General features: G+C 58.3%; 18 protein-coding genes and 1 tRNA gene. 1 reads left to right on the top strand and 18 read right to left on the bottom strand.

Annotation, left to right across the window (positions count from 1 at the left end; genetic code table 11):
• Positions 1-49 precede the first annotated feature (49 nt).
• From RGU44_RS22435 to rnr, 8 genes are all read right to left on the bottom strand, one after another.
• Positions 50-2,359, bottom strand: coding sequence for a YgiQ family radical SAM protein (locus tag RGU44_RS22435; RefSeq protein ID WP_322177582.1), 2,310 nt, complete (start codon positions 2,357-2,359; stop codon positions 50-52).
• 164 nt (positions 2,360-2,523) lie between these two features.
• Positions 2,524-3,918 carry a replicative DNA helicase gene (gene dnaB, locus RGU44_RS22430; RefSeq protein ID WP_219062439.1) on the bottom strand — a complete coding sequence of 465 codons (1,395 nt, stop codon included), beginning with the start codon at positions 3,916-3,918 and terminating at the stop codon, positions 2,524-2,526.
• Positions 3,919-4,028: 110 nt separating this feature from the next.
• On the bottom strand, positions 4,029-4,475 hold the full coding sequence (gene rplI, locus RGU44_RS22425) for a 50S ribosomal protein L9 (protein ID WP_322177581.1): 447 nt from the start codon (positions 4,473-4,475) through the stop codon (positions 4,029-4,031).
• Between the two features lie 19 nt (positions 4,476-4,494).
• The gene (locus tag RGU44_RS22420; RefSeq protein WP_219062437.1) at positions 4,495-5,391 is read right to left on the bottom strand and encodes a hypothetical protein; all 897 of its coding nucleotides are present in this window, start codon (positions 5,389-5,391) and stop codon (positions 4,495-4,497) included.
• 37 nt (positions 5,392-5,428) lie between these two features.
• Entirely contained in the window at positions 5,429-5,659 is a 231-nt protein-coding gene (gene rpsR / locus RGU44_RS22415) for a 30S ribosomal protein S18 (protein ID WP_002551829.1), read from the bottom strand.
• 28 nt (positions 5,660-5,687) lie between these two features.
• Positions 5,688-6,113: a 30S ribosomal protein S6 gene (gene rpsF / locus RGU44_RS22410; RefSeq protein WP_020293663.1), complete on the bottom strand. Its 426-nt coding sequence runs from the start codon at positions 6,111-6,113 to the stop codon at positions 5,688-5,690.
• 287 nt (positions 6,114-6,400) lie between these two features.
• Complete coding sequence (gene rlmB / locus RGU44_RS22405; RefSeq protein ID WP_322177580.1) at positions 6,401-7,159, bottom strand: 23S rRNA (guanosine(2251)-2'-O)-methyltransferase RlmB; 759 nt, start codon at positions 7,157-7,159, stop codon at positions 6,401-6,403.
• Positions 7,156-9,774 carry a ribonuclease R gene (gene rnr, locus RGU44_RS22400; RefSeq protein WP_322277963.1) on the bottom strand — a complete coding sequence of 873 codons (2,619 nt, stop codon included), beginning with the start codon at positions 9,772-9,774 and terminating at the stop codon, positions 7,156-7,158. The genes rlmB and rnr overlap by 4 nt, the downstream gene beginning before the upstream one ends.
• A 223-nt stretch (positions 9,775-9,997) precedes the next feature.
• Between rnr and RGU44_RS22395 the strand changes: the two genes are divergently transcribed.
• Positions 9,998-10,084, top strand: a tRNA-Leu gene (locus tag RGU44_RS22395).
• A 129-nt stretch (positions 10,085-10,213) separates the two neighbouring features.
• Here the strand turns inward: RGU44_RS22395 and RGU44_RS22390 are convergent.
• From RGU44_RS22390 to RGU44_RS22345, 10 genes are all read right to left on the bottom strand, one after another.
• A complete protein-coding gene (locus RGU44_RS22390) occupies positions 10,214-12,148 on the bottom strand; it encodes a methyl-accepting chemotaxis protein (protein WP_322277962.1) in 1,935 nt (644 codons plus the stop codon).
• 162 nt (positions 12,149-12,310) lie between these two features.
• A complete protein-coding gene (locus RGU44_RS22385; RefSeq protein WP_219062433.1) occupies positions 12,311-13,603 on the bottom strand; it encodes an adenylosuccinate synthase in 1,293 nt (430 codons plus the stop codon).
• A gap of 54 nt (positions 13,604-13,657) precedes the next feature.
• A complete protein-coding gene (locus RGU44_RS22380; RefSeq protein WP_322177577.1) occupies positions 13,658-14,845 on the bottom strand; it encodes an ATP phosphoribosyltransferase regulatory subunit in 1,188 nt (395 codons plus the stop codon).
• A gap of 292 nt (positions 14,846-15,137) precedes the next feature.
• On the bottom strand, positions 15,138-16,007 hold the full coding sequence (gene hflC / locus RGU44_RS22375) for a protease modulator HflC (protein ID WP_322177576.1): 870 nt from the start codon (positions 16,005-16,007) through the stop codon (positions 15,138-15,140).
• The gene (hflK, locus tag RGU44_RS22370; RefSeq protein ID WP_322177575.1) at positions 16,007-17,179 is read right to left on the bottom strand and encodes an FtsH protease activity modulator HflK; all 1,173 of its coding nucleotides are present in this window, start codon (positions 17,177-17,179) and stop codon (positions 16,007-16,009) included. The genes hflC and hflK overlap by 1 nt, the downstream gene beginning before the upstream one ends.
• A 96-nt stretch (positions 17,180-17,275) precedes the next feature.
• The gene (gene hflX, locus RGU44_RS22365; RefSeq protein WP_322177574.1) at positions 17,276-18,577 is read right to left on the bottom strand and encodes a ribosome rescue GTPase HflX; all 1,302 of its coding nucleotides are present in this window, start codon (positions 18,575-18,577) and stop codon (positions 17,276-17,278) included.
• 12 nt (positions 18,578-18,589) lie between these two features.
• The gene (gene hfq / locus RGU44_RS22360) at positions 18,590-18,850 is read right to left on the bottom strand and encodes an RNA chaperone Hfq (protein ID WP_219062428.1); all 261 of its coding nucleotides are present in this window, start codon (positions 18,848-18,850) and stop codon (positions 18,590-18,592) included.
• Between the two features lie 92 nt (positions 18,851-18,942).
• Positions 18,943-19,914 (bottom strand): tRNA (adenosine(37)-N6)-dimethylallyltransferase MiaA, encoded by a 972-nt coding sequence (gene miaA / locus RGU44_RS22355; protein ID WP_322177573.1) that lies wholly within the window; start codon positions 19,912-19,914, stop codon positions 18,943-18,945.
• Positions 19,914-21,851: a DNA mismatch repair endonuclease MutL gene (gene mutL / locus RGU44_RS22350; protein WP_416194648.1), complete on the bottom strand. Its 1,938-nt coding sequence runs from the start codon at positions 21,849-21,851 to the stop codon at positions 19,914-19,916. Before mutL ends, miaA begins: the two co-directional genes overlap by 1 nt.
• On the bottom strand, positions 21,848-23,272 hold the full coding sequence (locus RGU44_RS22345) for an N-acetylmuramoyl-L-alanine amidase (protein WP_322278491.1): 1,425 nt from the start codon (positions 23,270-23,272) through the stop codon (positions 21,848-21,850). Before RGU44_RS22345 ends, mutL begins: the two co-directional genes overlap by 4 nt.
• Between the last annotated feature and the right edge of the window lies 1 nt (position 23,273).

The following is a 23,273-nucleotide window of genomic DNA, read 5'->3' as shown; positions in this document are numbered from 1 at the left end:
GACCACAACGCTCGCCTGAGGCTGGCGTTGTGGTGCATGGGCTCGCTGCTTAGCGTGGAACCACTGGCTTGCGCACGGGCCGCTGGCTCTTGCCGCCCTTGGCGGCCTCAATGCGCTCTTTGGCCGCCTGTTTGTTGCGGGCAAACGCCGCTGCTTTAGCCTCTTCGCGCTTGTCCCACGGGTTGCCGCCATCGCTTGCACGAGGTGGAAGACCCGTGTGCTGGGTCTGAATCAGCGTGCTCTTCGTGGTCTTGGCAACCTTATGGCTGCCAGCCGGCGTCGAGTTCTTGCGACGGGCGCTTTCATAGCTATCCGTCGCGGGTTGATGCAGCGGGATAAGCTGATTCTTGCCCGGCCCGATCAGGTCGGAGCGGCCCATGCGTATGAGGGCTTCACGCAGCATCGGCCAGCCTTTCGGGTCGTGGTAGCGCAGGAATGCCTTGTGCAGCCGGCGTTGCTCTTCGCTTTTAACGATAGTGACCGAGTCGCTCTTGTAGGTCACTTTGCGCAACGGGTTCTTGCCCGAGTGATACATAGCGGTGGCGGTGGCCATCGGCGACGGGTAGAACGCCTGCACCTGATCGGCGCGGAAACCGTTGCCCTTGAGCCACAGCGCCAGGTTCATCATGTCTTCATCGGTGGTGCCTGGGTGGGCTGCGATGAAGTACGGGATCAGGTACTGCTCTTTACCGGCTTCTTTCGAATACTTCTCGAACATGCGCTTGAACTTGTCATAGCTGCCAATGCCCGGTTTCATCATCTGGTTGAGCGGACCTTCCTCGGTGTGTTCCGGGGCGATCTTCAGGTAACCACCGACGTGGTGAGTCACCAACTCTTTGACGTACTCCGGTGACTCGACCGCCAGGTCGTAGCGCAGGCCGGAGGCGATCAGGATCTTCTTCACGCCGGGCAATGCCCGGGCGCTGCGGTACAGCTGAATCAGCGCCGAGTGGTCGGTGTTCAGATTCGGGCAAATGCCAGGGAACACGCAGGACGGTTTACGGCAGGCGGATTCGATCTCGGTGCTCTTGCAGGCGATGCGATACATGTTCGCGGTCGGGCCGCCGAGGTCAGAGATCACGCCAGTAAAACCCGGAACCTTGTCACGAATTTCTTCGATCTCGCGAATGATCGACTCTTCGGAACGGTTCTGAATGATCCGCCCTTCGTGCTCGGTGATCGAGCAGAAGGTACAGCCGCCGAAGCAGCCACGCATAATGTTCACCGAGAAACGGATCATGTCGTAGGCCGGGATTTTCTCCTTGCCATACACCGGGTGCGGAACACGCGCATAGGGCATGCCAAACACGTAGTCCATTTCTTCGGTGGTCATCGGAATCGGTGGCGGGTTGAACCAGACGTCCACTTCGCCGTGCTTCTGTACCAGTGCGCGGGCGTTGCCCGGGTTGGTTTCCAGGTGCAACACGCGGTTGGCGTGGGCATAGAGCACGGCGTCAGCGCGGACTTTTTCCATGGACGGCAGACGAATGACTGTCTTATCGCGAGTCATCCGAGGGCTGGCCAACAACTGCACGACCTTGGCTTCTTGCGGATCGTCCACCGGACCTTTTTCCTGCTCGATGGCGCAGGCCTGGGTGTCCTGGGTGTTGACGTATGGGTTGATGATCTTGTCGACCTTGCCCGGACGGTCAATACGCGTGGAATCAACTTCGTACCAGCCTTGCGGCGTGTCGCGACGAATGAATGCGGTGCCGCGCACGTCGGTGATGTCTTCGATCTTGTGACCGTAGGACAGACGCTGGGCGACTTCGACAATGGCCCGCTCCGCGTTGCCGTACAGCAGGATATCGGCGCAGGCGTCTATGAGGATCGAGTTACGAACCCGGTCTTGCCAATAATCGTAGTGGGCAATGCGGCGCAACGAGGCTTCGATACCGCCCAATACGATCGGCACATGCTTGTAGGCTTCTTTGCAGCGCTGGCTGTACACCAGGCTGGCACGGTCTGGACGCTTACCGGCCATACCGCCAGGCGTATACGCGTCATCGGAGCGCACTTTTTTGTCGGCGGTGTAGCGGTTGATCATCGAGTCCATGTTGCCGGCAGCGACACCGAAGAACAGATTTGGCTCACCGAGCTTCATGAAGTCGTCTTTGGACTGCCAGTTCGGCTGGGCAATGATCCCGACGCGGAAGCCCTGGGACTCCAGCAGCCGGCCGATGATTGCCATGCCAAACGACGGATGGTCAACGTACGCATCCCCGGTAACGATGATGATGTCGCAGGAATCCCAACCCAGCTGATCCATTTCTTCCCGGCACATGGGCAGGAAAGGCGCTGGTCCGAAACATTCGGCCCAGTACTTGGGATAGTCAAATAACGGCTTGGCTGCTTGCATGACGATGACCGGCGTTGGTGTTCAGGGAGGCGATTTTTATCGACAAAATCGCGGTCGCGGAATATAGCACAAAAAATAACCAATTCCGACCGCAATGGTCGGAAAAGGGTGTGCTGGCTGAAATCCCCTGCAGGCGCTGACGTGCCTGCAAGGTCGCCAGCGAATCACTCGTCGTCGAAGTTGTAACTGCCCGGCGCGAGGTTCTCGAAACGGGTGTATTTGCCGATGAACGCCAGCCGCGTTGTACCGATGGGACCGTTACGCTGCTTGCCGATGATGATCTCGGCGATGCCTTTATGCTCGGTTTCCGGGTGGTACACCTCGTCCCGGTAAACGAACATGATGACGTCAGCATCCTGCTCGATCGCTCCGGATTCACGCAAGTCGGAGTTGATCGGGCGCTTGTTAGGGCGCTGCTCAAGGGAACGGTTGAGCTGGGACAAGGCGACCACTGGGCAGGCGAATTCTTTGGCCAGGGATTTCAACGAGCGAGAAATCTCGGAAATCTCGTTGGTACGGTTGTCACCACTGGAACCCGGGATCTGCATCAATTGCAGGTAGTCGATCATGATCAGGCCGACTTCGCCGTGTTCACGCACCACGCGGCGAGTACGCGCGCGCATCTCTGAAGGGCTGATGCCAGCGGTGTCATCGATGAATAGTTTGCGGTCGTTGAGCAGATTGACCGCCGATGTCAGGCGTGGCCAATCGTCGTCCTCCAGGCGCCCGGCGCGAACTTTGGACTGGTCGATACGACCCAGCGACGACAGCATACGCATGATCAGCGATTCGCCTGGCATCTCCAGCGAATAGACCAGAACTACCTTATCGCTGCGCAGAACCGCGTTCTCTACCAGGTTCATGGCGAACGTGGTTTTACCCATCGACGGACGACCCGCAACGATGATCAAGTCAGACGGTTGCAGGCCGCTGGTTTTCTCGTCGAGGTCGGTATAACCGGTAGACAGGCCAGTAATCGCGTTATCGGTGTTGAACAACGTGTCGATGCGGTCGATGGCTTTGGTCAGCAGGTCATTGACGCTGACCGGGCCGCCACTTTTTGGACGCGCTTCGGCAATCTGGAAGATCTGCCGCTCGGCCTCGTCGAGAATCTCGGCGGCGCTGCGACCTTCAGGGTTGAACGCACTGTCGGCGATTTCGGCACTGATGCCGATCAACTGACGCAAGGTCGCCCGCTCACGCACGATCTGCGCGTAAGCCTTGATGTTGGCGACCGATGGAATGTTTTTCGCCAGCTCACTGAGGTAGCCCAGGCCGCCGACCTGCGAGGTCTGACCTTCCTTGTCCAGTTGCTCGGCAAGGGTGACGACGTCAATCGGGCTGTTTTGATCGGCCAGTTTGGCAATGGCGCGGAAAATCAGGCGGTGGTCATGTCGATAGAAATCGCCGTCCGATACTTGATCGAGCACGCGCTCCCAGGCGTTGTTGTCCAGCATCAGGCCACCGAGCACAGCCTGCTCGGCCTCGATGGAGTGCGGCGGCACCTTGAGGGCAGCGGTTTGCAGATCGTATTGCTCGGGCGCGGAAATATCGTTCATGGCCACACGGAATCAGGGGGAACAAAAAGACAAAAGGCACGACCTGTGAACAGGATCGTGCCCGATGTTAACCGTCTGACGAGCAAGTCGCCAGACGATTGAGTGTTGCTTTAAGCGGCTACAACAATAACGCGTACAGTGGCTTCTACGTCGCTGTGCAGGTGCACGGCTACGTCGAATTCGCCAACGTTACGGATAGTGCCGTTCGGCAGACGAACTTCGCTTTTTGCAACTTCAACGCCAGAGGCGGTCAGTGCATCAGCGATGTCGTGGGTGCCGATCGAACCGAACAGCTTGCCTTCGTCACCGGCGGTGGCAGTGATAGTCACTTCCAGCTCAGCCAGTTGGGCAGCACGAGTTTCAGCAGAAGCTTTTTTGTCTGCAGCCAGTTTTTCCAGGTCAGCACGACGCTCTTCGAACGCAGCCACGTTGGCAGCGGTCGCAGCGGTAGCTTTACCGTACGGCAGCAGGAAGTTACGACCGTAACCGGCCTTAACATTCACTTTGTCGCCCAGGTTGCCCAGGTTGGCGACTTTTTCCAGAAGGATCAGTTGCATGTGAAAATCCTCTTAACTTTTAACCTTCACCGTTCGCAGACCCGTTATCGACGTCTTTCGACGCGAAACGACCGCGAAAATCAATCAGGCTGTCGACGATGGCTAACACCACCAGCAACGGATAGATCAGCTGCATAAACAGCAACAGCGTTACGTACAACCCCACCAACCAGAACCTGCCAAGGTGCTTTTCAGCCACCAGGCCATGTATCAAGGCCAGCCCTGCAAACACCAGCGGTACGCTGCACAACGGTGTCAACATCGCCATCTGCGGACCGAAATTCGGCCCCAGAAGCATGCACACCAGCAGCACCAACGCCGGTACCCGCGGGAGTCTTATGCTGCGAAATTCGCGGCCAAAACCACCCGGGTTGTACAACAACGCTTGCCAGTAACGCCCAAGAATCAGGCTCAACACACTGACGATCTGCAACAAAGCCGCTATAAGGCCATTAAGGACCGGTGCAATCAGTGCCCCTAGACGCGCTCGCTCTTCTACCGATAACTGCTGGTAGAGACCATCGAGGACTTGCGGCAGGAGTTTTTGCAACTCCAGCGCCATCGCGTCGATGGGTTCGCGGAAAACCGCTCCCAGGATTACTGCATACAACAGACCCAATGCCACGCTGACCAGCAGCACGCGGACCCAAGACTCGCTGGCACGTAACAACGCTGCCAACCCTAGCGAACCCAACAACACCATAAGCGTGCGGGGTTCACCGAAATACCACCAGACCAATGCCGGCAGCAGAGCCCAGGCGAGGATGCCAACGGCATCACTCAAACCGCGCCGCAGAAGCACAAGGCAACCCGCGGCAGCACTCAACCAGAACAACAGCGGCAACGCCGCACATCCGACCACTACGAGAGTGGCCTGCACGCGGCCGCGCATGATGAAATTAGCCATGGCGCGCATGCGTTCTATCCCTTACTACTTTGTCGACTGCCTGGTCTCAGCGGCCGTGGCTGTCGGTGTAGGCCAGCAGGGCCAGGAAGCGGGCACGCTTGATAGCGGTGGCCAGCTGACGCTGATAACGTGCTTTTGTACCAGTGATACGGCTTGGAACGATTTTGCCGGTCTCGGATACGTAGGCTTTCAGAGTGTTGAGATCTTTGTAATCGATCTCTTTCACGTCTTCAGCGGTGAAGCGGCAGAATTTACGACGACGGAAGAAACGTGCCATGTAATTGGCTCCTCAAAAGGTCCGTGGATTACTCGTCAGCGTTATCGCTGGCGTCGCTGTTGTCGCCGTCATCGCCATCGGCGCTGTCGGAGTGCTCAGGACGGTCACGACGCTCACGGCGCTCACTGCGGTTTTCTTCAGCCTTGAGCATCTCGGACTGGCCAGTAACGGCTTCGTCGCGACGGATGACCAGGTTACGGATCACGGCATCGTTGTAACGGAAGTTGTCTTCCAGTTCAGCCAAAGCTTTACCGGTGCATTCAACGTTCAGCATCACGTAGTGAGCCTTGTGAACATTGTTGATTGCATAGGCCAGTTGACGACGACCCCAATCTTCCAGACGGTGGATTTTGCCGCCGTCTTCTTCGATCAGCTTGGTATAACGCTCAACCATGCCGCCGACTTGCTCGCTTTGATCCGGGTGGACCAAAAAGATGATTTCGTAATGACGCATGAATGCTCCTTACGGGTTGTAGCCTGCCGCTAACTAAAAAGCGGTCAGACAAGGAGTGAATGACACTGTTTGTCTTGCTCAGGGACAGGCACATGAGCGCCTGCCATGACAGCAAGGGGCGCAATTGTAGAGAAGGGCTTGGTGGGGCGCAAGGCAATTGGTGATTATTTGAGCAATGAGTACTACTCAATACTTGTAGGAGCGCGCTTGCCCGCGATAGCAACGACGCGGTCTGCCTGACACACAGCGTTATCGTTCCATCGCGGACAAGCGCGCGCCTACAAGGGTTACTTCTTCGCGGCTGCCTTGACGCTGCGCTGACGCAACGCTTCGAACAGACACACGCCCGTCGCCACAGAGACGTTCAGGCTGCTGACGCTGCCGGCCATCGGCAGGCGCACCAAGTAATCGCAATGATCGCGAGTCAAGCGACGCATGCCCTTGCCTTCGGCGCCCATGATCAGAATCGTCGGGCCGGTCAGGTCTTGCTGATACAGCTCAACCTCAGCCTCACCCGCCGTACCCACGACCCAAAGGCCGCGCTGCTGAAGCTTCTCAAGGGTGCGGGCCAGGTTGGTGACCGCCACCAACGGGATGACTTCCGCCGCGCCGCAGGCCACTTTCCGGACCGTCGGCGTCAATGTCGCCGACTTGTCCTTTGGCACCACAACCGCGAGCGCACCGGCCGCATCGGCAGTGCGCAGGCACGCGCCGAGGTTATGCGGATCGGTCACACCATCGAGCACGAGAATCAGTGGCGCGCCTTCGGTACGGTCGAGCAACTCATCAAGCATGGCTTCACCCCACACCTGACTCGGGCTGACCTCGGCAACCACACCTTGGTGCACGCCTTCGACCCAGACGTCCATTTCGCGACGCTCGGCCTGACCCACAGACACACGATTTTCGTTAGCCAGTTGGATCAACACCTGAACCCGCGGATCGTTGCGGTTTTCAGCCAGCCAGACTTGCTTGACGCGTTTCGGATGGTGACGCAACAACGCTTCTACAGCATGCAAACCGTAGATTTTTTCCAACTGACTCATGACTTGGCCTTAGGTTTACGCACCCCACCGCTTTTCGCAGCAGGGGCCGAGCCCGCTTTTGGCGGGCCTTTACGGTGTTTGCTCGGTTTGGCTGGCTTGGCCGACGAATCGGAATCCACTTTACTGGACTTTCCCGACGCCGCCCTTCCACCACCTTTCGCTTCTGCCAGCAAGGCCTGCTTCAGCTCACGGCTTTTGCGCACTTCCGCGTTTTTCGCGACGGCATCGCTTGGGCGATAGGCTTCAGTCACTGGCGCAGCCTTGGTCGAAGCGCCACGGCGCCCCGCCTTGGCTGGCGCAGCTGCTTTTTCCGTCGCAGCCGGCTCAGCACCACGACGCTTGCGACCAATCGGCGCGCTGATGGTTTTTTCAGCCATCTCGAAGTCGATCTTGCGTTCGTCGAGATCGACGCGCATGACCCGCACTTCAACAGTGTCGCCCAAGCGGAAGCTGCGACCGGTGCGCTCGCCCGCCAAGCGGTGATGCACTGGATCGAAGTGGTAGTAATCGCCCGGCAAGGCAGTGACGTGCACCAAGCCTTCGACGTAGATGTCGGTCAGCTCAACGAATAGACCAAAACCGGTAACCGCCGTGATCACGCCTGGGAACGACTCGCCCACGCGGTCTTTCATGAACTCGCACTTGAGCCAGTTGACCACGTCACGCGTAGCTTCGTCGGCACGGCGTTCGCTCATGGAACACTGTTCGCCCAACTGCTCCAGAATCGCCTCATCGTATGGATAGATGCGCGCTTTCGGGATGGTCATGGCACCCGCACGACGAACGTGCGGGGTATCTTGCTTGGAATGGATCACGCTGCGGATAGCCCGGTGCGTGAGCAAATCCGGGTAGCGACGAATCGGCGAAGTGAAGTGCGTATACGCCTCGTAATTCAGGCCAAAGTGACCCTGGTTATCCGCGCTGTACACCGCCTGACTCAACGAACGCAGCATCACGGTCTGGATCAGATGGAAATCCGGACGGTCCTTGATGCTTGCCAGCAGCGCCTGGTAATCCTTCGGCGACGGACCGTCTTTGCCCTTGTGCAGCGACAGACCCAGCTCGCCGAGGAAGGCCCGGAGTTTTTCCAGACGCTCTGGCGGCGGACCATCGTGCACACGGTACAAGGCTGGAATTTCGTGCTTTTTCAGGAATTCAGCCGTGGCCACGTTGGCCGCCAGCATGCATTCCTCGATCAGCTTGTGCGCATCGTTGCGCGTGGTCGGCCGGATTTCGGCGATTTTGCGCTCAGTACCGAAGATGATCCGGGTTTCCTGAGTTTCAAAATCAATCGCGCCACGGGTATGACGAGCGCTCAGCAGCACTTTGTACAGCGCATAAAGCTGCTTCAGGTGCGGCACGACGCCGGCGTATTCGCCACGCAATTCCTTGGCTTCAGCCGTTTTTGGCTGCTCCAGGATCGAGCTGACCTTGTTGTAGGTCAGGCGGGCATGGGAGTGAATGACTGCCTCGTAGAACTGGTAATCAGTCATCTCGCCGGATTTGGACAGGGTCATTTCACAGACCATGGCCAAGCGATCGACGTGCGGATTCAGCGAGCATAAGCCGTTGGACAACTGCTCGGGCAACATCGGAATCACGCGCTCGGGGAAGTACACCGAGTTGCCACGCACTTGCGATTCAGCGTCCAGCGCCGAACCGATTTTGACGTAGCTCGATACGTCGGCGATGGCGACGTACAACTTCCAGCCACCGGAAAACAGACGCAGCTTGCCGGGCTTGGCTTCGCAGAAAACCGCATCGTCGAAGTCGCGAGCATCTTCGCCATCGATGGTCACGAACGGCAGATGACGCAGATCGACGCGGTGTTCCTTGTCTTTCTCCTCCACTTCCGGCTTGAGCTTGGCAGCTTCTTTGAGCACCGCTTCAGGCCAGACGTGCGGAATATCGTAGGTGCGCAGGGCAATGTCGATTTCCATGCCGGGCGCCATGTAATTGCCCACGACTTCGACCACATCGCCTTGCGGCTGGAAGCGCGGCGTCGGCCAGTGAGTAATCTTCACCTCGACGAACTGACCGATCTTGGCGCTGGAGTTGCGGCCAGGGGTAATCAGGACTTCCTGCTGGATCTTCGGATTGTCGGGCACGACAAAACCGATGCCGCTCTCTTCGAAGTAGCGACCCACGATGGTTTCGTGCGCACGGGAGATCACTTCGACGATCACGCCTTCGCGACGACCCCGACGATCAAGACCGGAAACCCGCGCCAAAGCACGATCGCCGTCGAACACCAGACGCATTTGCGCAGGGCTCATGAACAGGTCATCGGTGCCGTCATCAGGGATGAGGAAGCCGAAACCGTCACGGTGGCCGGTAATCCGCCCCAGGATCAGGTCGAGCTTGTCCACGGGGGCATAGGTGCCCCGGCGGGTGTATATCAACTGAGCATCGCGCTCCATTGCGCGCAAGCGGCGACGCAGGGCTTCGAACTGGTCTTCAGTTGTCAGACCAAACTCTTCCACCAATTGCTCGCGACTCGCCGGAGACCCTCGATCGGCAAGGTGCTGCAAAATCAGCTCACGGCTGGGGATAGGGTTTTCGTATTTTTCCGCTTCACGAGCGGCCTCGGGATCGAGGGACTGCCAATCGGCCATTAGAATGAGTTCACCTTATCTATATATATTTAGTTTGGCATATACCGGATTGAAACGCGAAGACACCATTTGCTATCTCCGTTCGCTATTTCAAAAATATTTTTCACAACGGGGGTTTACAGGTACTAAGCTCCTCCGTATGATGCGCCCCACAACGACGGCAAACGTTGTTGTAGTTGAAAGTAAACAATAGCTTAACAGCTGCTGCTGAACCCAACGAACTGCCCAGATGGTGAAATTGGTAGACACGCCAGCTTCAGGTGCTGGTGACCGCAAGGTCGTGGAAGTTCGAGTCTTCTTCTGGGCACCAATTCAAACAAAACCGAGCCCCGTGCTCGGTTTTGTGTTTTCTGCGTTTGAGATTCTAGATCAACCATCAAAAGCCGCCACCCCAGGGTGCGCCTGGCGCACCCTCTTCCAACTCTGTAGCTCAGCGCCGTCAGGCGCGGAACTGACCCAGGCTTGCCTTCAATTGTGCAGCCAGACCATCAAGCACCTTACCGCTGGCCGTGGTTTCTACAACCGCCTGAGCCGCGCGCTGAGCCTGAGCATGAATAACTTCCACTCGGCCCCTCACCGCTTGCGCGCCCTGCGCCTGATGCGCCGCAGCCTCGGTTGCAAGACCTATGGCGGCATGAACCTGTTCTACCGATGCCTGCACCGTCAATTGCAGCTTGGCGCTGCTGCGCAACACCGCCAGCCCCTCGCTGGCCTGCCGACCTGCCAAGCCAATCGCTGCCACCGCTTCTTTGGCACCCTGCTGCAAGGCCCCGATATGCGCCTGGATATCACCTGTGGAGCTTTGAGTCTTGCTGGCCAGCGCACGCACTTCGTCTGCCACCACCGCAAAACCGCGACCCGTCTCACCCGCCCGCGCAGCCTCGATTGCCGCGTTAAGGGCCAGCAAGTTGGTTTGCTCGGCAATACCGTGAATAACCGTCAGCACCACTTCAATCTGCTCGCTTTGCTGGGCCAGACGCTCAATGACCTTGGCGCCGGTATCAACCTGCCCCGCCAACGCTTCGATCAAGTTACCCACCTGCGTTGACGTCCGCGTGTTTTCGTCGGTCGCGACTCGAATGTCGACAACCTGCTTCAAGGCCGCCTGCATTGCATTACTTTCTGCCTGAGCCTCATCCGCCATCTGCGAAAGGGCTTTGAGACTGGCGGCCACTTCATCTCGCTGCAATTCAGCCGCCTTGCCCGACCCGGCGTTACGCAGGCTCAAGGCGCCAATTTCCACCCCGGTACGCTGCGCCACATCCCCCGCCTCACGCACGATAGGCTGAAGCTTGTCGACAAAACGATTGACCGCTGACGCCATGTCACCGATTTCGTCGTTACTGTTGAGCTGTACGCGCTTGGTCAAGTCGCCTTCGCCAGCAGCCAGATCATCCAGCGCTGCAATCAGCAGGTGCAATTTGCTCACGACCCGGCGCCCGAGCACTACGGCCAGCAGCAGCAATACGCCGAGACCGACCAGTGCCAGTCCCAGACCGATCCTCCAGCGCAATGTCGCTGCCGCCTCCTGGACCGTGATGCTGGTGTTGGCGGCCATTGCCGAGGCAGCGGTTTGCGCCCCCTGCAAACGCGTACGTAACGCGGCGGAACTATCGGCCGCCGCCCCCACCAAACTGTCAGAGACCAACTGTTCGCCACCGACAATTAAAGCGGAGAAGCGCTTGTCCAGAGCCGCAAGGTCCTGCTCGACCGTTGCGGTAGAAACCCCCATCAGCACCTTGCCGATTTCGACGCCATTAGGACTGATCCCGGCCTCGACGTAATACACCGAAGGATCATTCCTGGCGGCGTTCAGGACTTTATCCATCGCCCGGTCACCCTCCCCTTTGGCGAGCAAGGCTTTAATCTGCGGGCTATCGCGATTCAGATAACGCGTCAGGTGCTCACCTTGAGCATCGTCATAGATGACAAACAGCACATTGGGATTGCGCTGAGCGCGGCGGGCAAACTCCGACAGAGTCGGCGTATCGTTATCCCACATGGCACGCGGAGCGACCGCCGCCAGCAACTGCGCCATATCATTAGCCGAGTCCTTGAGGTCTTTTTCGAGCGTGCCGCGCAGCTGCACCTGCTCATCCTTCAGACGCGATGACAAACCTGCACTCAGGCGTTGACGAGTGCTGGATGACAACGCATCCAGACTGGAAGTAACTTCCCGACTCGCTTGCTCCAGCTCCGCAGACAGGTGTTGCGAATCTACACCTAGTCGAGTGGCCAAATCTGCCTCAAGCGCCGTCACCGTGCTCCGGGTCAGAGCAACCGCGACCAACACCTGCACCAAAAGGGCGACACCCAGGGCAATGAACACAGGCCGCAACAAGCGGCTACGTAAAAGAGAAAGGACGGCGGACACGGGATTATTCCTCTACTACGGATGCCATTAAAATGATGGCACTCTTTGGAACGATAATTACAGCAAGCGCCGTGCCGCGCCAGCACTAACCGATAGACAGAAACGACAAAGGGCCACATAAGTGGCCCTTTGTCGCATTCCAGTAACTATTTCAACGATTTATCAAGCAAACGGATGACGCAGCACGATTGTCTCGTTGCGGTCCGGGCCAGTGGAAATGATATCGATCGGCGCGCCGACCAACTCTTCCACACGCTTGATATAAGCACGGGCGTTTGCGGGCAGTTCTTCCAGGGTTTTAGCGCCCAAGGTCGATTCGGTCCAGCCCGGCATTTCTTCGTAAACCGGCATCAGGCCGATGTAGCTGTCAGCATCGGTTGGAGCATCGATCACTGCACCATTTTCGTTCTTGTAACCGATGCAGATGTTGATGGTTTCCAGACCGTCGAGCACGTCGAGCTTGGTCAGGCACAGACCGGAGATGCTGTTGATCTCGATTGCGCGACGCAGGATGACGGCATCGAACCAGCCGCAACGGCGAGCGCGACCGGTGGTTGCACCGAACTCGTGACCGCGCTTGGCCAGGAACGCACCAACATCGTCGAACAGCTCAGTCGGGAAAGGACCCGAACCGACGCGAGTGGTGTAAGCCTTGGTGATGCCGAGGATGTAATCCAGGTACATCGGACCAAAACCAGAACCGGTCGCGATGCCACCCGCCGTGGTGTTAGAACTGGTCACGTACGGGTAAGTACCGTGATCGATGTCCAGCAGCGAACCCTGGGCACCTTCGAACATGATGTCTTTGCCTTCGCGGCGCATTTCATGCAGCGCAGCAGTGACGTCGAGCATCATCGGCTTGAGCAGTTCAGCGTATTCCATGCACTCGTCGAGTGTTTTCTGGAAGTCGATGGCCGGTTCTTTGTAGTAATTGACCAGAACGAAGTTGTGGTAATCGAGCAGCTCACCCAGCTTGGCCGCGAAACGCTCGCGGTGGAACAGGTCGCCGATGCGCAGACCGCGACGTGCGACCTTGTCTTCGTAGGCCGGGCCGATACCACGACCGGTCGTGCCGATCTTGAGCTCGCCACGAGCCTTCTCACGCGCCTGATCCAGCGCAACGTGATAGGACAGGATCAGCGGGCAGGAAGGGCTGATACGCAGACGCTCACGTACCGGAATACCCTTCTCTTCAAGCTTGATGATTTCTCGCATGAGTGCGTCAGGCGCAACCACCACACCGTTACCGATCAGGCACTGCACGCCTTCGCGCAGCACACCGGACGGAATCAGGTGCAATACGGTTTTTTCGCCATCGATGACCAGGGTGTGACCCGCGTTGTGGCCCCCTTGGTATCGAACTACAGCGGTAGCATGTTCGGTCAGCAGATCAACGATCTTGCCTTTGCCCTCATCACCCCATTGGGTGCCCAGGACTACGACATTCTTACCCATAACACTTGTCCTCATTCGCGCAAACTTGGTGCCGGCTGCGGCCGACAGGGAAACTCAAGAAGCCAGCGGCACTAACTGCCAAAGCCCATCATGCTGAATCAATTGCCGGTCACAATCGGCTTCACGCGCGGCAGACACCGACTGCCCAGGCAATGCCTGAACCACACGATGACCTTCGCTACGCAATTGGCAGACCTGCTGCCAGAGTGCCGCATCAGTACTGTCCGGCATCCAGATACCGCCAGACGGTAGCTCGATGTCCGCACGCCCCAGGGTGACCAGGGTTTTCAAATCCGTGGAGAAGCCCGTAGCCGGGCGCGCCCGACCAAAGTCCGCGCCGATGTCGTCATAGCGACCGCCCTGGGCGATCATCTGACCTACGCCCGGCACGAACACCGCAAACACGACGCCGGTGTGGTAGTGATAACCCCGTAACTCACCGAGATCGAAGTACAGCGGCAATTGCGGGAAGCGCGCGGAAAGGCGCTCGGCAATCGCCAGCAAATCATCCAGGGCAGCCAACACTGGAGCAGGCGCATGGGCCAGTCGATCACGAGCGGACGCAAGCACTTCACGACCACCACACAAATCGACCAGCGCGCGCAGCATCGCAGCCAGATCAGCTGGCAAATCAGCGGTGAGCGCGATGACTTCGTCTATCGCCTTGCGCTGCAAAGCGTCGAACAACAGCTGCTCGACCTCGCCAGACAAATCGGCGGCACGTGCCAGGCCACGGTAAATACCGACATGGCCCAAGTCCATATGCACATCAGGCACGTCGGCCAGCTGCAGCATAGTCAACATCAGGCTAATGACTTCGACATCACTGCTCGGGCTGGCATCGCCGTACAACTCGGCGCCCAACTGAATCGGGCTACGCGAGGACGACAAGGCTCGCGGCTGCGCATGCAACACGCTGCCGGCATAGCACAGACGGCTAGGCCCTTCGCGGCGCAAGGTGTGCGCATCGATACGCGCCACTTGCGGCGTGATATCGGCACGGAAACCCATTTGCCGGCCTGATTGCGGATCGATCACCTTGAAGGTACGCAGATCCAGGTCCTGACCCGCGCCCGTGAGCAACGACTCCAGGTATTCGATATGCGGGGTGACGACGAACTCATAGCCCCAGCTCTGGAACAGATCCAACACCTGACGGCGCGCCACTTCAATGCGCGCCGCTTCCGGCGGCAGTACTTCTTCGATGCCATCTGGTAGCAGCCAGCGGTCAACCGTTGCCATTACGCCAATCCCCTATGATCCGGGCGGCCAGCCCTGAGGGCGAGCCTTGAGTGAAGCAGAGTGCGGTCACATTCTGAGCGCTTTTACATGCAAGCCCAACAGAACGAGCGGTCCGAGACCCGCTTTACAAACCGCTCTCCTCGAAAAACCTTGCCCAGCGCTTTACCACGCCATGGCCAATCAATCGTGCAGACGCAAAAAAGCCGGGATTTTCCCGGCTGCCGCATCATACACACGTTTTCCTAAACGATCACCCCGCCAGGCGGTTTTGCCGCCCGGCGGGGTGAACCGGTTACGGCTTGGATTTTTCCAGATAACGGAAGAAATCGCTGCTCGGGTCCAGCACCATCACGTCGCTTTTGTTCGCGAAGCTTTCACGGTAGGCGCGCAGGCTACGATAGAACGCGTAGAACTCCTGATCCTGACCGTAGGCCTTGGCGTAGATCGCGGACGCCTGGGCATCGCCATCACCGCGAGCTTCTTCAGACTCACGATAGGCTTCTGCCAGAAGAACCCGACGCTGACGATCGGCATCGGCACGAATGCCTTCTGCCAACTCGTTACCTTTGGCCCGATGCTCACGCGCTTCACGCTCACGTTCGGTACTCATCCGCTCGAAAACGCTGCGGTTCACTTCTTTCGGCAGGTCAATGCCTTTGACCCGGACATCAATAACTTCAATGCCCAGCTCTTTGCTTGCCATCGTGTTGAGCGAAGCGGTGATATCCGCCATCAACGCATCACGCTCACCCGACACCACTTCATGCAAGGTGCGCTTGCCGAACTGATCGCGCAGCCCGGATTCAAGACGGCGTGACAGACGCTCATCAGCGATCTGCTTGAGACCGGAAGTCGCAGTGTAGAAACGCTCAGCGTCCTTCACCCGCCACTTGGCATAGGCATCAACCATGACCGCTTTCTTTTCCAGCGTCAGAAAACGTTGCGTCGGTGCATCGAGGGTCATCAAGCGCCCGTCGAACTTGCGCACCTGATTGACGTACGGAACCTTCACATGCAGACCTGGCTGGACGTCCGCCTGGACGACACGGCCGAATTGCAGCAAGACCGCACGCTCAGTCTGAGCAACGATGTAGATGCTATTCCAGGCAACGACCGCCAGCACGACACAAACAATCAGGGCGATCAGCGATTTATTGCTCATCAGCGACTCTCCCTTGAACGCGCATCGTGCTGCTGTTGAGACTCGGTCGCAGCACGTGCGCCGATTTCATTGGCAGCGGCAGGTGCGCCGGTTGTCGGAGCAGTGGTGCTACGACCGCTTTCGATCATCTTGTCCAATGGCAGATAGAGCAGGTTGTTCTGCCCTTTGTTGCCACCGGTCACGAGAACCTTACTGGTGTTGCTGAATACTTCTTGCATGGTGTCCAGATATAGACGCTCACGCGTCACTTCTGGAGCCTTGCGGTACTCGACGACCAGCTTGGTAAAACGATCAGCTTCACCCTTGGCGCGGGACACGACTTCATCGCGATAGCCATTGGCATTTTCGACGATGCGTTGAGCTTGGCCACGCGCTTCGGGAATCACACCGTTAGCATAGGTTTCAGCCTGGTTACGCGAACGCTGTTCGTCTTCCCGGGCGCGAATCACATCATCGAACGCCTCCTGAACTTCACGCGGCGCAGCAGCACTTTGTACGTTCACCTGAGTCACGGTGATGCCGGTGCGATACGTATCGAGGAAGCGCTGCAGACGCTCCTTGATCTCACTGGCCATCAGCTCACGACCTTCAGTCAGCACCTGGTCCATCGCAGTGGAACCCACTACGTGGCGCAAAGCGCTCTCAGTCGCATGCTGCAGACTGACTTCCGGCTGATCGACGTTCAGCACGAAATCTTTCAGGTTGGTAATTTTGTATTGCACGGTCAGCGGCACTTCGACGATGTTTTCGTCTTCGGTCAGCATCTGCCCTTGCTTGCTATAGGCACGCTCACGCGTGACGTTTTCCATATATTTACGATCGAATGGCGGGAAATAGATATTCAGACCCGCACCGACGGTTTCGTAGTACTTGCCGAAGCGCAGCACTACGGCCTGCTCCTGCTCATCCACGACATAGATGGCGCTATACAGCCAGACAGCCGCAATGACGACCAGACCAATGCCGAGCAGACCTAAACCGCCGCCCTTGCGTTGACCATCGTCCTCGCCGCCACCACGTTTTTTACCACCACCGAACAACCCGTTCAGGCTTTCCTGCAGCTTTCGGAAGGCCTCGTCGAGATCTGGTGGCCCCTTGCGGTCGCCGCCCTTGCGCTTACCACCCCAAGGATCCTGATTATTCGAGTTGCCACCCGGCTCATTCCAAGCCATAGCGCTCTCCATCTGATAAAGCAAAGACGCGCCCACGGCACGCCAACCAATGCTACAGAATGCCTGTGTCCGCGGCACAACCGCTTTCTCAGGCTTTTATTGCAAAGTGTGTTGCTCGATGAATTCCTGCGGCTGCATTCCTTCGCGACTCACCAGGCGATTGAACTCAACACGCGGCAAACGTACCGCCAACAGACTCCCGCCTTCCTCATCATGTTCTTCGCTTTGAACTGCGCCCAACTTGAAGAACTGAGCACGCAGTCGAGCAAAACGTTGAGGCAAGCGCAAGGTGCCAACGAATAAATCATCGCCCAACAGTTCAGCCACTGCTTGTTTAAGCAGATCCAGCCCTCGACCATCACGGGCAGACACCCAGACCCTCTGCGGCTTGCCATCGGCATCTCGCTGAATCTGGGGCTCGACCCCTTCAAGCAAATCGAGTTTGTTGTACACCTCAAGGATCGGCAAGCCATCCGCACCGATCTCGCCCAGCACCGCCATCACCTGTTCAATCTGCGCCATGCGCTCAGGCTCATGAGCGTCGATGACGTGCAAGAGCAAATCGGAGTTGCTCGATTCTTCGAGTGTGGAGCGAAACGCCTCGACCAGTTTGTGTGGCAGATGACGAATGAAACCGACCGTATCAGCTAGCACGATCGGCCCAAAGTCATCGAGTTCGAGGCGACGGAGGGTGGGATCTAGGGTCGCGAACAGTTGGTTTGCGGCAAAGACATTGGAGTCGGTCATCGCATTGAACAGCGTCGACTTGCCCGCGTTGGTATATCCCACCAGCGACACCGAAGGAATATCGGCGCGCTTGCGACCGCGACGGGCTTGGTCCCGCTGACTGCGGACCTTCTCCAGACGGCTCTTGAGCTGCCGCACACGCACACGCAACAAACGCCGGTCGGTTTCCAGTTGGGTTTCACCTGGACCGCGCATGCCGATGCCGCCGCCCTGTCGCTCCAGGTGGGTCCAGCCACGAACCAGACGAGTACTCATGTGATCAAGCTGGGCCAGCTCGACCTGCAATTTGCCTTCATGAGTGCGCGCTCGTTGCGCGAAGATATCCAGAATCAAACCTGTGCGATCAAGCACGCGACACTCGAAAACACGTTCGAGGTTGCGCTCCTGACTGGGCGTGAGGACGTGATTGAAAATCACGATATCTACGTGCTCGGCTTTGACCAGGTCGCGAAGTTCCTCGACCTTACCGCTGCCGATCAGGTATTTAGCTGTTGGCCGATGACGCGGCACGCTGACAAACGCGACGGTCTCGGCGCCAGCAGAAATCGCCAGCTCCTGAAACTCCTGCGGATCTTCACGCGCCTCAGGGTCCTGACCATCCAAGTGAACGAGAATGGCCCGTTCACCACCACCGTGGCGCTCAAAGAACAAAGCAGACTCCTATCAGGCGTTACCTGGCTCAGCGTCGCCCAGCTCCGTTTCGGCTGCGCTAGGCAGGCGAATTGGACGAACTGGCACAACGGTAGAGATAGCGTGTTTGTAAACCATTTGGCTGACGGTGTTTTTCAGCAAAATCACGAATTGGTCAAAGGACTCGATCGTGCCTTGCAGCTTGATACCGTTAACCAGATAAATCGAAACCCCAACCTTCTCTTTACGCAAAGTATTCAGGTAAGGGTCTTGTAGCGAATGCCCTTTTGACATGTGCCGCACTCCTTTAAGGATCAATAGAAAAAAATAGTAAGCAAATTGACTTAGGCCGCCACCCCCCAAGGATAGACGGCAATTGCACGGTATCAGCTCAATATGGAGACCGATGCCATGTATTTCAAGGCACGTGGCAGATTGTCGCAAGCCAGACTGTCCAGCCACTGCAAATCTGCCCAACTACGCAACCAGGTAAACTGTCGCTTGGCCAACTGGCGCGTGGCAATAACGCCACGCTCCTGCATCTGGTCCCACGTCAGTTTGCCATCCAGATGATCCCAGACTTGGCGATAGCCCACGGCTCGCATCGACGACAACCCCGCATGCAGGTCACCTCGTGCTCGCAGAGCTAGGACCTCGTCAACGAACCCCTGTTCCAGCATATGTACAAATCGTTGCGCAATACGGTCATGCAGTACGTGGCGATCTGCCGGAGCGATGGCCAGGTTTGCGACAGTATAGGGCAATTGATGACGTCCCGAAGCGGCTGCGTCAGTACTTTGCGCAGTTTGTTGCTCGCGATGTGCGGTCATGCTCAATCCGCTCACCCGATAAACTTCCAGAGCTCGAATCAGCCGCTGTGGATCATTGGGATGAATTCGCGCCGCCGACACCGGATCAACCTGGGCCAATTGATCGTGCAAGCCCTGCCAGCCAAGCGCGGCGGCCTCGGCTTCTAGCTGCGCACGAACGCTCGCATCGGCGGGCGGCATATCCGCCAACCCCTCCTGCAATGCCTTGAAATACAACATGGTGCCGCCCACCAGCAGCGGAATATTGCCGCGCGCAGTGATGTCGGCCATCGCAGCCAATGCATCGGCACGAAATTCGGCAGCCGAATAGCTTTGCACGGGGTCAATAATGTCGATCAGGCGATGGGGGAACTCGGACAACAGCTCTTTGGACGGTTTGGCGGTGCCGATGTCCATGCCGCGATACACCAACGCCGAATCGACGCTGATCAGCTCGCAGGGCAGAACCTTGGTCAGCTCAATGGCCAGATCGGTCTTGCCTGCAGCGGTGGGGCCCATGAGGAAGATAGCCGGGGGCAAAGCACTCATCAGCGACCACGCAGGAAAAGTTTGTCCAGATCGTCCAGACCCATCTGGGTCCAGGTCGGTCGACCATGGTTGCATTGGCCACTGCGCTCTGTGTTTTCCATGTCGCGCAGCAACCCGTTCATCTCCGGCAGGGCCAGGCGCCGATTGGCGCGAATCGCGCCGTGACAGGCCATGGTCCCCAGCAGCTCGTTGAGGTGTGCCTGAATCCGGTCACTGGTGCCGTATTCCATCAGGTCAGCCAACACATCATGCACCAGCCGATTGGCTTCGGCTTGCTTGAGCAACGCCGGGATCTGCCGAATCGCCAGGGTTTCCGGGCCCAGCCGCTGTAGCTCGAAGCCCAGGCGCTGGAACCAGGTGACATGTTCTTCGGCGCAATCGGCCTCACGCTGACTGACTGCAATGGATTCCGGGACCAGCAATGGCTGGCCGCTCAGTCCTTCGCTGGCCATGGCGATTTTCAAGCGTTCGTACATGATGCGTTCGTGGGCGGCATGCATGTCCACCAGCACCAGACCGTGGGCATTTTCCGCGAGGATATAAATCCCCTTGAGCTGAGCCAGGGCATACCCCAGCGGCGGGATGTCGTCCTGAGAGCCAGGTAAAGGCGCCGCACCGCCTTCAGGCAGCGGCGCGAAGAACTCGCGATACGCGCTTTGCGCCTCGGCCGTCGGCAGTGGCGCGGAGGTGCGAGGCGAGTACTGGTATTGATACCCAGCGCCTGAACCTGAGCCCGCCGGCCGCACGTAAGGTTCGGCCTGTGGCTGTTCCAGCAGATTATTGGCCAGGCGCATTTCGCCTTGAGGGCCGAACTCACCCGCATCCGGGCCGCTCGGGCGGATCAGCGCCGTCGCTGGAGCGGTACCCGCCAGCTGATTTTCCGGGCGGACATCCCCTAGCGCACGGTGCAGCGTGCCATACAGGAAGTCATGCACCATGCGCCCGTCACGGAAGCGTACTTCGTGTTTGGTCGGGTGCACATTAACGTCGACCACCGCCGGATCGACTTCGAAAAACAGGACGAAGGTCGGGTGCCGACCATTGAACAGTACATCGCGGTACGCTTGGCGCACCGCATGGGCGACCAGTTTGTCGCGCACCGCACGGCCGTTCACGTAGAAATATTGCAAGTCTGCCTGACTACGGGAGAACGTCGGCAAACCGACCCAGCCCCATAAGTGCAGACCGTTGCGCTCAACCTCGATCGGCAGCGCCTGCTCCAGAAAGCCTGGACCGCAGATGGCTGCCACACGCCGGGCGCGAGCGTTGTCATCATTCGCTTCGTGCAGGCTGAGGATCGTCTTGCCGTTGTGCCGTAAATGAAACGCGACATCGAAACGCGCCAGCGCCATGCGTTTGATCACTTCTTGCAGGTGATCGAACTCGGTTTTTTCGGCTTTGAGGAATTTGCGCCGCGCCGGGGTATTGAAGAACAGATCGCGGACTTCGACTGAAGTGCCCACCGGGTGAGCGGCGGGCTGCACCCGCGAGGCCATGTCGCGGCCTTCGGTTTCGACCTGCCATGCTTGATCGGCATCACGGGTGCGCGAGGTCAGGGTCAGACGCGCCACCGAGCTGATCGACGCCAGCGCCTCACCCCGAAAGCCCAGGCTCATCACTCGTTCAAGGTCTTCCAGTTCGCGAATTTTACTGGTTGCGTGCCGTGCGAGCGCCAACGGCAAATCATCGGAGGAAATCCCGCCGCCGTCATCACGGACACGCAACAGCTTGATCCCGGCCTGTTCGACATCGATATCGATGCGCTTCGCCCCTGAGTCAAGGCTGTTTTCCAGCAGTTCCTTGATCACCGATGCAGGCCGCTCGACCACCTCACCGGCCGCGATCTGGTTCGCCAGCCGCGGGCTAAGCAGCTCAATCCGCGCACTGCTATTGATCTCAACGCTGTCGGTCACACCGTCCACTGCCGACTCGCTCATGGCTGAGCTGCCAACGCATTACTCGGGATATCCAGCCGCTGCCCCACTCTGAGCTCATCGGAACTCAAGCTGTTGGCATGACGTAGTGTCGCCACGCTCACCTGGTAACGAACCGCGATCATGGCCAGCGTCTCACCCGAGCGAACCGTGTGGTCGCGCGGCCCCTGGACGATCTTGCCACTGTCCCGCAGCCAGGCGATATAGGTGCCCAGCGGTGGATTCTGTTGGAAGAACTGTTTCACACCCGAGCTGATCGAGCGCGCCAATGCCTGCTGATGAGATGAACCTGCGAGTTTCGCCGCTTCCTCCGAGTTGGAGATGAAGCCGGTCTCTACCAGGATCGATGGGATATCCGGAGATTTGAGCACCATAAACCCGGCCTGCTCGACCCGGGATTTGTGCAGCGACGTAACGCGCCCAATATTGCTCAGGACTTTCTGCCCGACATTGAGACTGGAAGACAGTGAGGCGGTCATGGACAAGTCCAGCAGCACCCCGGCCAACATCTTGTCCTTGTCGTCGAGGCTTACGGCGCCAGCACCACCAATCAAGTCGGAACGGTTTTCACTGTCGGCCAGCCAGCGCGCGGTTTCGGACGTAGCACCGCGCTCGGACAGGGCGAACACCGACGCACCGAACGCGGCCGAGGACGGCGCGGCGTCGGCGTGGATCGAAACGAACAGGTCGGCGCCCTTCTTGCGGGCGATCTCCGTACGTTTGCGCAACGGAATGAAATAATCACCAGTACGCGTCAACTCCGCACGGTAGCCTTTCTCCGAGTTGATCTGGCGCTGCAGTTCTTTGGCAATAGACAGCACGATGTCTTTTTCTTTCTGACCTCGCGCACCACCCGCGCCAGGGTCTTCGCCACCATGGCCAGCGTCGATGGCAATCACGATATCGCGTTTGCCGTTGGGAACAGGCACCAGCCTGATCTCAGGCTTGGCCGGACTGACGGGCGCAGCGGGCGCGGTGTTGGCCGCTGTATCGGGCACCACCGGGCTCGCCTCGGCGTCCTGATCGAACAGATCGACCACCAGACGGTTGCCATACTGCTGGTTGGGAGCGAGGATAAAGCTTTTCGGGTTTACGGCCTTTTTCAGGTCGATAACCACGCGCAAGTCGGTCGGCGTGCGCTGAGCCGAACGCATGCTGGTGATCGGGGTGTTAGCCGTAGAGATCTTCAACGGCGCCGCCAGCGTCGCGCCGTTAATGTCGATAACCAAACGATCAGGTGATGTGAGGGTGAAAACACTGTGCTGGACCGGCCCGGACAAGTCGAAAACCAGCCGAGTGTTGTCCGGTGCGCGCCATAAGCGAACACTTCGTACCTGTGTAGCGGCTAACGCGTCAACAGCCAGCGCCGTCAGCAGCAGACCTACAACAGTAACCAGCGCGCGCATGCGCATACCTAACCCCATC

It is taken from the genome of Pseudomonas sp. 5C2, from assembly GCF_034314155.1.
Taxonomy (GTDB): domain Bacteria; phylum Pseudomonadota; class Gammaproteobacteria; order Pseudomonadales; family Pseudomonadaceae; genus Aquipseudomonas.
Note: the sequence above shows the minus strand (reverse complement) of the source record. Positions and strands in the feature narration are given on the sequence as shown.